This is a genomic window from Nostoc sp. 2RC (assembly GCF_014222165.1).
Lineage (GTDB): Bacteria > Cyanobacteriota > Cyanobacteriia > Cyanobacteriales > Nostocaceae > Nostoc > Nostoc linckia.
In genome coordinates, this window is the sequence record NZ_JACKZU010000357.1 from 1 (window position 1) to 8,417 (window position 8,417).

At 37.7% G+C, this 8,417-nt stretch carries 5 protein-coding genes; 1 reads left to right on the plus strand and 4 read right to left on the minus strand.

Going from position 1 to position 8,417, the window contains the following annotated elements:
* Window positions 1-80: 80 nt before the first annotated feature.
* Window positions 81-374: a HetP family heterocyst commitment protein gene (locus tag GNE10_RS28265; protein ID WP_185568937.1), complete on the plus strand. Its 294-nt coding sequence runs from the start codon at window positions 81-83 to the stop codon at window positions 372-374.
* A gap of 232 nt (window positions 375-606) precedes the next feature.
* Here the strand turns inward: GNE10_RS28265 and GNE10_RS28270 are convergent, their stop codons facing one another.
* From GNE10_RS28270 to GNE10_RS28285, 4 genes are all read right to left on the minus strand, one after another.
* Entirely contained in the window at window positions 607-1,434 is an 828-nt protein-coding gene (locus GNE10_RS28270; protein WP_185568939.1) for a peptidylprolyl isomerase, read from the minus strand.
* Window positions 1,435-1,656: 222 nt separating this feature from the next.
* A complete protein-coding gene (locus GNE10_RS28275) occupies window positions 1,657-3,204 on the minus strand; it encodes an HlyD family efflux transporter periplasmic adaptor subunit (protein ID WP_185568940.1) in 1,548 nt (515 codons plus the stop codon).
* A 493-nt stretch (window positions 3,205-3,697) separates the two neighbouring features.
* Complete coding sequence (locus GNE10_RS28280) at window positions 3,698-6,772, minus strand: peptidase domain-containing ABC transporter (RefSeq protein WP_185568942.1); 3,075 nt, start codon at window positions 6,770-6,772, stop codon at window positions 3,698-3,700.
* A 94-nt stretch (window positions 6,773-6,866) separates the two neighbouring features.
* On the minus strand, window positions 6,867-7,466 hold the full coding sequence (locus GNE10_RS28285; protein ID WP_185568944.1) for a helix-turn-helix domain-containing protein: 600 nt from the start codon (window positions 7,464-7,466) through the stop codon (window positions 6,867-6,869).
* Between the last annotated feature and the right edge of the window lie 951 nt (window positions 7,467-8,417).

Genomic DNA, 8,417 nt, shown 5'->3' on the forward strand with positions numbered 1-8,417 from the left:
GTTATTTACTGATTATATCATCTTTAATTAATCAGGTTTCCTTAATTTTAGCATCATCTGTAAATTTCTGAGGTAATTATATGAATGAAGATTTTCCTGATTTTGATGAGAATTTAAATCGAACAGCTATTTTTAATCATCAAGAATTAGAAGAAATTATCAACGCTATAAAAAATGGAAAGTACTCCTGGGCTTGTCTTTTAATGCTACGTTTTAGTGGCTTCAATCCTCTGGAATATATACCATCTCGTACCTACATCAGATTAATGAAGAATAATTGGATTTTTGATAAAAGCGAACATCAAAATTTAGGCTTTTTTCAACTAGAATCAACTTGGTTTCAACAAAGTAACGATAAACATAGCTCAAACTAATGATGAGTTATGATAGGTTCGTAGTAAGCACTTTAGTGCTTATAAAGCAAGGACTAAAGTCCTTACTACAAACATTTTTTCTACAACAAAATGTGACAAATCAGTAATGGTTTGTCACATTAATTTTGTTAAGAGAATAGTGTTATAGCAATTCTGTATGAAAATGCACATAATCAAGACCCTCCTTACCAAGCAGGAGGGTAAATATATGCAGCTTCACAAAGAAATGGTGTTAAGCCAAAGGTTGTTTTAATTCTGAGTTATGACTTCTGAATTCTGACTGCTCGATTAGTATTTCTTTAGAGGTTTGAGAATTAAGAAATTTGCTGAAATTTACCGCTATTTCCATAGCGGAGATTTGTGCTTTTAACCAATTAGCAAATAATTCTCCTATGATTTGTAGGCGTCGCTGTTCATCCAATTGAGGTTTAATAATTTCCTCAACTGCAATTATATGTACTCCTTTGGGAGTGGTAATTGGTTTGAGAATTTGCGGAGGATTAGCAGCAAAGACCGCTGCTGCTATTTCTGGTCTAAAATCCTTGCGAAGACGTATTCCTTGATAACCTCCAGCACGTCGTATTTCAATATTTTCGATGTATTGGCGGGCGATTTCTTTGAAACTAATTTCGCCTTCTTGCAGAGCATAAAACAATTCTAGTGCTAAGTCTTCGTCATCTAAAATCACTTCATAAGTTACTGCTCCGACGTAATCAAGTTGATGGGCGTAAAAAAATGCCTCGACTTTGTTAGCAAATAAATGATTTGCTAATTTGGCAGATAATAAAGTAGTTTCTACTATCTTTTCAAAGTCATCGAGAGAAATATAATTTTTTTCTAACCATGTCCAAGTATCTTCTGCTTTCAAAAGTTGGTTAGCTAAACGCAGCTGATCCGCCGCCTTTTGTAGTTCTTCTAAACCAACTTCAATACCTGCCTGTTTAGCTTCATCTTCAACAATTTTTCGACTGGCGATCGCCTCCAATATGCTAGGTATTTGAAAAGACAATTTAACATGGTCAATAATATCCTCAGGAGAAACAGTCAATACCTTTGACATAATCTAATTCCTCCAATTATTCACCTAATTTAATAGGGCGTTTTAATTGTAATTGCAACTCTATTAATTATAGCTTTCTTATCTTTTGATGATGATTTTTTAGAAAATTAAAAGTGAACAGGGAACAGGGAATAGGGAACAGATAAAAAAGAATAAAAACTATTGACCGTTAACAGTCAACAGTCAACAGTCAACAATCAACAGTCAACGTAACCTAAATCCTTAAAGCTCCAAACCACCTTGTTGTAATTTTTTAAATGGATCTAAGATAAAGTCGATTATCCGACGTTGGCGAATAACTACCTCTGCGGTGGCTGTTTGACCTGGTGTTATGGGAATACGTTTGTTGGCGGTTTGAATATAAGACTGAGCTAGGGAGATTTCTAGTTCATAGGTTTCGGTGTTACCTTGTTCGCTTCTTTGAATTTTTGAATCAGGTGAAATCCAGTTAACGTGTCCTTGCACTACTCCATAATCTTGGAAAGGATAGGCATCAAATTTGACTTTAACCGGCATTCCCACCTTCAAAAAACCGCTTTCTTGGCTGGGTATTTGGGCTTTGAGAATTAAGGGAGTATCGTTTGGTGCAACTTGGGCAATTAATTGTCCTGGTTCTACTACTGAGCCTGGTTTTTGAATAGGTAATTCAAAGATTACCCCATCAACAGGCGATCGCACTATTCGTTGTTGTAATTGTAGTTTTAAAGATGTAATCTGGCCGCCAGTTTGCAAAATTTCCGATTGCACGCTAGTAATTTGAGTTTGTAAATCTTTTAACTGTTCCTGATTTTTCAGTATTGCCAGTTTACCTGCTTGTATTAAACTGCGATAGCTATTTTGCTGTTCTTGTAAACGAAGTTTGAAAAGTTGAATATCTGAATAAGCTTGGCTCATGAGGGAACGATAGCGATTAAGCTCTTCTTTTAACCGCAATTGAGCTTGAGTTATATCAGATTTTGCTTGCTCTTGTAAGCGTTGGCTTTCTTCTGCTACTTTTTGAAGTTCCACAAGTTTGGTTTGGGGAATTGCTCCTTCTTGCAAAAGTTGGCGATATCGTTCAACTTCCGTGGAATCTCGCGTTAAACGAGTCTGAGCTAATTTCCGGGCAATTTGAGTAGAGTTAATATTTTGACTAGCTTGTTCTACTAAAGCCAGTTTTTCCACTCGTTCTAAATTATAAGTACTTTGCTTGGCGTCAAGGTTTTGCTGTGCTTGATTAATTTGGGCGATTTTCTCCAATTCTTGCGACTTATTTTGCTGTTCTTGGATATTAATCGTCAGTATAATTTGATTTTTGAGGAGATCGAGTTGCGATCGCCGATTTAACAAACCCTCTAGTTTTGTCTGCACCTGTTGTAGTTCCGAACGCAGCACATCAGACTCCAGTTGAACTAAAACCTGTCCTGCTTTTACCGTTGCACCTTCCTTGACATTCACAGCCGTCACACTACCACTAACAGGACTGTCCAATTGTTGCGTTGCTCCTTCAGGTTCCATCCGTCCTCTAGCACTTCCTGTCTCATCAACCTTAGAAAGCATCGACCAAGGTATAACAATGGCAGCAAAGCCAACCAGTAAATACAATAAAGAACGCGTCCAAATCTTTGGTAAAGCATCTAACAGTTCCTCAGTACCGTAAAACCAATCATTCGTCTGAGATGTTTCCTGTACTTGAGGATTGATAACACTACTTTTGTCCTCAGTTAGGTAAAATTTAGCGTCCTTCTCTATGGCGAACGCAGATGATGAATTATTAGATGAGTTTGGCATAGGAATTGGGGAATGGGAATTAGGAGTTAGGAGTTAGGAGTTAGGAGTTGGGAGTTGAGAGTTGGGAGTTGGGAGTTAGGAGTTGGGAGTTGGGAGTTGGGAGTTAGGAGTTGAGAGTTGGGAGTTAGGAGTTAGGAGTTGAGAGTTGAGAGTTGAGAGTTAGGAGTTAGGAGTTGGGAATTGGGAGTTAGGAGTTAGGAGTTGGGAATTTCAGTTGATTTTTCATGCAAAATTATGGCTTGCTGATTAACAACATAAAATACTTTTATGCACATAAAAAGAGCATGTTTAGCCTCTTTTTAAAAGATTTTGACAATGATTCATATTCCTATTCAGCAAACGCAAAACCCAAGACTGAAAATTCCTACCTCTTAACTCTTAACTCCTACCTCCTAACTCCTACCTCCTAACTCCTACCTCCTAACTCCTAACTTTTAACTCTTAACTTCTAACTCCTAACCCCTAATTTTTAACTCTTAACTCAAAAAAATCTTCAAGCTCTTTGCGCGAATTGTTGCTGATTGAGATAGAAATAATGACCTTTTTTGGCAATTAATTGCTCGTGAGTACCGCTTTCTAGTAAAATTCCCCTGTCTAGAACTAAAATCAAGTCGGCATGACGCACGGTAGAAAGTCGATGAGCAATAATTAAACTTGTGCGTCCTCGAAGAATTTTTTTGAGGTTGTTCTGAATAATCCGTTCCGATTCAGCATCTAGGTGACTGGTTGCTTCATCTAATACTAAGAAAGAGGGATTTCCTAGCAAAGCACGGGCGATGGCTAAGCGTTGCCTTTGTCCGCCAGATAACATACCACCACTTTCGCCAATTTGGGTTTCGTAGCCCATTGGCATTTGCTGAATAAATTCATCTGCTCCTGCTAAACGCGCGGCTTCAACTATTTCTTCTTGTGAGGCTTCTGGGTGAGCAATGCTGATGTTTTCGCGTATTGTACCGCCGAACAAAAATGTATCTTGGTCAACAACACCAATTTGAGAACGCAGCGATCGCAGGGATATATTAGTTACATCTTGACCGTCAATTAGTACTTTACCATCTGTCGGCGGATATAGTCCCAAAATTAATTTCGAGAGAGTTGTTTTTCCAGAACCACTACGTCCTACCACTGCAACAGTTTGTTCGGGTTTGATTTCAAAACTGAGATTTTCTAAGACATTAATATCGCTTTCTGGATGATATCTAAAAGTCACATTGTCAAAGATGATATGACCGCGTAAATTATTTAATATCTGTCGTGTTTGATATTGTAAATCCTCTTCTGGTTCTGCTTCCAAAACATCATTAATTCTTTCTGTGGAAATAATTACTTCTTGTAATTGATTCCACAGCACCACGAGTCTTTGAAAAGGTCTAATAATGTTGCCTAACAACATATTAAAAGCCACTAATTGCCCGATGGTCAGTTGGTTTTGGATTACTTGCCACGCACCAAACCAAAGTAATCCAGTGGTCACTAAGGATTCGATGCCAGAACTGAAAATTTGTAGCTGATTACTAATTATCTGTCCGCTAAAAGTCTTTTTAATGACATTATTTAGCAGTTCTTCCCAACGCCAGCGTACTGTTTGCTCGATTGCCATGGAGCGAACAGAGCGAATACCCGTGAGGGATTGAATTAAATAACTATTTTCGTGGGCTGAGGCATTAAAAACTTCGCGGCTGATGCGGCGCAAAAAAGGTGTAGCGATGAGCGCCAACAATACAAAAGGTGGTACAATTGCCAAGCATAATAACGCCATTTGCCAACTGTACCAAAACATCAATCCAACATAGATAAATACTGTTAACAAATCCAAGCAAATAGAAAGAGCTTCTCCAGTTAAAAATCGCTGAATTTTTTGATTTTCTTGGACGCGAGAAACGATATCGCCTACATAACGCGACTCAAAAAAAGCTAAAGGCAAGCGAAAAGTATGTTTAATAAAACCTACTAATAGTGCTAGCCCCAAGCGATTTGCTGTGTGATCTAACAGATATTGCCGCAGTCCAGTAATGGCAACCCGAAAAAAACTAAAAATTAGTAATCCTAAACCAACGGCATTTAAAGTTAAGGTGCTACCTTGGACAATTACTCGGTCTAAGAGTAACTGAGTAAATAAAGGCATCACAAGTCCAAGTAATTGAATTAATACTGAAGCGATAAATACTTCTATCAATACTTGGGAGTGGGGTTTTACTAAATCAAAAAACTGCCAAAATGGTGTAATTGTTTCGTCGGTTTCTCTCAGTAAATCTGTGGGTTGTAATAACAAAGCATAACCAGTCCAACCGGTTTTAAATTCGCTATGAGTCAGGTTACGTTGACCGATGGCGGGGTCGCCAATAATCACACGCTTTTGATTGATTTCATAGACAACAACATAATGTTTGCCTTCCCAGTGAGCGATCGCTGGTAGGGGTTGTTGTGCTAATTTATCTAAGCTAGCTTTTACCGGACGACTCGCAAAGCCCATAGTTTCTGCGGCGACACTCAAACCTCGCATTGATGCGCCACTACGACTGATGTTAGTTAAATCCCGTATACGGTTGACATTAAAGCGCTTACCCCAATAGCGGCTAATCATTACCAAGCAAGATGCACCACAGTCTGAAGCGCTTTGTTGTTCAAAAAATGGATATCGTTTAGTCAAACGCCCGAAAAAATGCCCAGCCCTGACTTTTGGACTAGGAAAGTATGGTCGTTGTTTATTTGGCTTTTGTTTCGACTCAACTTTAGGGATTGGGTATTGGGGACTGGGTATTGGGGATTGAGAAAAACTTTCCCCACTCCCTACTCCCCACTCCCTACTAGCCACTTCAGCTTGACGTTCTTGAAAATCTATTAACTCGACTAATTGCGGCCAATGTTGTAGTGCTGTTTGCCAATCAGCATTACTCAAACTATAAGCAATGGTTGGTTGAGTTACTTGCCAATTTCCATGTTTTGGATTTAAATAAATTTTTCCCGGCGTTAATCTCTGTCCGCTAGAGTTTTGTATTTCCCCACAATGAAGTAACCACAAGTGTTTATCTTGGATGAGGTTATTCATTAAAGAATTACTTTCCAAAATGTGACGATGAAATAAAGATAATGCTTTCAATATTTCCTCTACACTTCCATTAAGATTAATTAAGGAATTGTGGCAACATAAAAGAAGTAAATCCCAAGTTTCTGCACGTTTTAAAAGGCGATTTTTGATGCTGTCTGAACTCAAAATTACTGCTTCTAAAATCTCTTGTTTGAGATAACAAAGCTTTAAATTCACGGAAGCTCTAGCAACGTAAGGATTGAATTGATATTCTGTAAATAAAGTCAACTCGCCAAATGATGCTCCAGACAAAAAAGTAGTAATTAAGTTATTAGAGCTATCCAAAAGCCTCACTTTACCACTGAGAACAATATAAATTCCAGGCTCCGCTGTAGTTGCTTCCCAAAACTGCTTCGCCACTGGTGGTTCGATGATTTCTACTACTTTGAGACATTTTTGCAGTTGTTCATCTGATAGCGACTCACCTAAAGTTCGAGTTATTTGTTCAGCTAAATATTGCTGAGAAAATGCTGATGACATTTTCTAACCTCCAAAACTGTATTTGGTCATGGGGCATGGGGCATTGGTCATTGGTCATTGGATAACTGACCAATGACTAATGATTCATGACAGATTAGTTATTTGACTGAATTAAATTAAAAGACCAATTTACCTTAGCTTCAGGATTAGATTGCAAATCAGAAATTGTAATACCAGCATCTTTATTTTGGTCAGTTTCTTGTGGCTGATTGTTTTTACGTTTGGTGGAAAGACCCATTTGTTTGAGTAAACGATTGATATGGCGATCGGTAATTTGAATACCAAATTCATTTGCTAAATGTTTGCTCAACCATTGTGCTGTCCAATAACTAAATGCATAGCCATATTCACGGGGACTATTACTCACTAATTCTTTCAAACGTTCGATGTAGCGATCGTTAACAGTCTGGGGTCTACCGATAGGCCGCTCATTCCTTTTGTGCGCCATACCCGCCTCTGCAATTCCAATCCAATACCGCGCCATTTCCTGCGAACAACCTAAAGCTTCACAAATTTGGCTTTGAGATTTACCCATATCCGCCAGCAACATAATTTCAATCCGCCGACGATATTCTGCTTGTAAATTTGTTTGCAAATTTTTCAGTAGCGCTTTTCGCTGAAAAGGCGTTAAAAACTTGCTTTCGTGCATATCATAGCTTTCAAAAGCATTGTCTTGACCGGAATATTCTGACATAATTTCTACCAGTTGCCGTCAACTATCAAATGTGGGCAAATTTATCTTTTACACTTGTTCTTCAGCTTTAAAGAAAGAATAAAACCTTCAAAAGTCACTATTCCTCCTCAAAGGTTGATGAAATTTTGTGCTGGTGTGTAATTAACGCTATCTATTACTCCCTACTTTGATAAAATTAGAGAGATTTTCATTGTTTTTCTCAGATTTAAATGCTTAAAAATTGCCGTTGATGGTCTTCACTTGGAAAGTAACTGCCAAATCTGAGACATATTACCTGAGCTTTGATTATGTCTGTGCAGCAAAATTTTGCTTATGGACTGCATTCCTAAGCAGCTAAAAAAAGATAGCTGAAAAATAGCAAACAGCCTTGACAAAATATACTCCTAGACATAACTTTTATGTGCCTTAATAAAGTAGTCAAAGAATTTTGAATTTGAGATTGATTCAATTCACAAAAGGCACAACTTACACCAAAAATATAAAATTGTGACAGTTAATGGTAAAACACTTAGAACCAGTCAACTCTTCACTGGTTAACGCCTAGAATTTGACAGACTTTCCTGAAGCCCAGTGCAATAATGGTACTGGTTACAACCATTCGCCCCTGGTTGATGGTAATAGGCAAACACTTTCGAGCCTTCGGGTAGCCCTTATTTTAATAATTTTACTAAATTCTGCAATACAGTTTTAGAGGTTAACCTCTTAATAGTTTTGATTACCTACAAGATTTTGGCTCTTGTTTGGTAAATTGACACTTAAAAACATTCCAGGTCAGGTATGAGTACAAATCTATTTCTTACAGTATCCTAGAACCAGCTAATTGTTCATCAACAGATAGTGATAGATTTGAACCTCTCTGAAATAAAAGCTTAATAAAAAAGTGACAGTTATTCAAGCTTTATTTTTATCCACTGCTATTTATTTAAAAATAATCCCACATTTAGTCAAGAG

What these genes read in the sequence shown, in the direction of transcription:
- GNE10_RS28275 (WP_185568940.1), bottom strand. Translation starts at nt 3,204, where the DNA reads ATGCCAAACTCATCTAATAATTCATCATCTGCGTTCGCCATAGAGAAG.
- GNE10_RS28280 (WP_185568942.1), bottom strand. Translation starts at nt 6,772, where the DNA reads ATGTCATCAGCATTTTCTCAGCAATATTTAGCTGAACAAATAACTCGA.
- GNE10_RS28285 (WP_185568944.1), bottom strand. Translation starts at nt 7,466, where the DNA reads ATGTCAGAATATTCCGGTCAAGACAATGCTTTTGAAAGCTATGATATG.
- GNE10_RS28265 (WP_185568937.1), top strand. Translation starts at nt 81, where the DNA reads ATGAATGAAGATTTTCCTGATTTTGATGAGAATTTAAATCGAACAGCT.
- GNE10_RS28270 (WP_185568939.1), bottom strand. Translation starts at nt 1,434, where the DNA reads ATGTCAAAGGTATTGACTGTTTCTCCTGAGGATATTATTGACCATGTT.